Source organism: Mesorhizobium sp. M1D.F.Ca.ET.231.01.1.1 (genome assembly GCF_003999155.2).
Taxonomy (GTDB): domain Bacteria; phylum Pseudomonadota; class Alphaproteobacteria; order Rhizobiales; family Rhizobiaceae; genus Mesorhizobium.
The window spans coordinates 1-343 of the sequence record NZ_RZOZ02000138.1; the positions used below are offsets into that span (position 1 = coordinate 1).

Here is a 343-nt window from a genome sequence, read left to right on the forward strand (position 1 = left end):
GCTTGACCTGCTCTCCGACCTTTCGACCGGCGTGACCGGCGAAATCCACCATGTCGATTCCGGTTACCACACCATCGGCATGAAGGCGGTGGATGCGCCTGACATTTCGGTGGTGAAGGACTGACGACAACCGGGAATGCTTGAAACTGGGGTATCGCCTTGCTCGTCTATGTGATCCGGCACGGACAAACGGACTGGAATGCGATACGCCGGCTTCAGGGCCAGAAAGACATTCCGCTCAATGATTTCGGCCGCCAGCAGGCGGTCGGCAATGGTCTGCTTCTCGCCCGCCTCCTGGGGGATCAGGCCGCGGATTTCGATTATGTAGCAAGCCCGCTCGGGC

General features: G+C 59.8%; 1 protein-coding gene and 1 pseudogene. Both read left to right on the forward strand.

The window, feature by feature from the left end:
* A pseudogene (locus tag EN874_RS32655) lies at positions 1-124 on the forward strand (NADH-specific enoyl-ACP reductase); the annotation flags it as partial.
* A gap of 35 nt (positions 125-159) precedes the next feature.
* Positions 160-343 (forward strand): histidine phosphatase family protein (locus EN874_RS32660; RefSeq protein WP_135884730.1); only part of this gene is annotated, 184 nt, incomplete at its 3' end.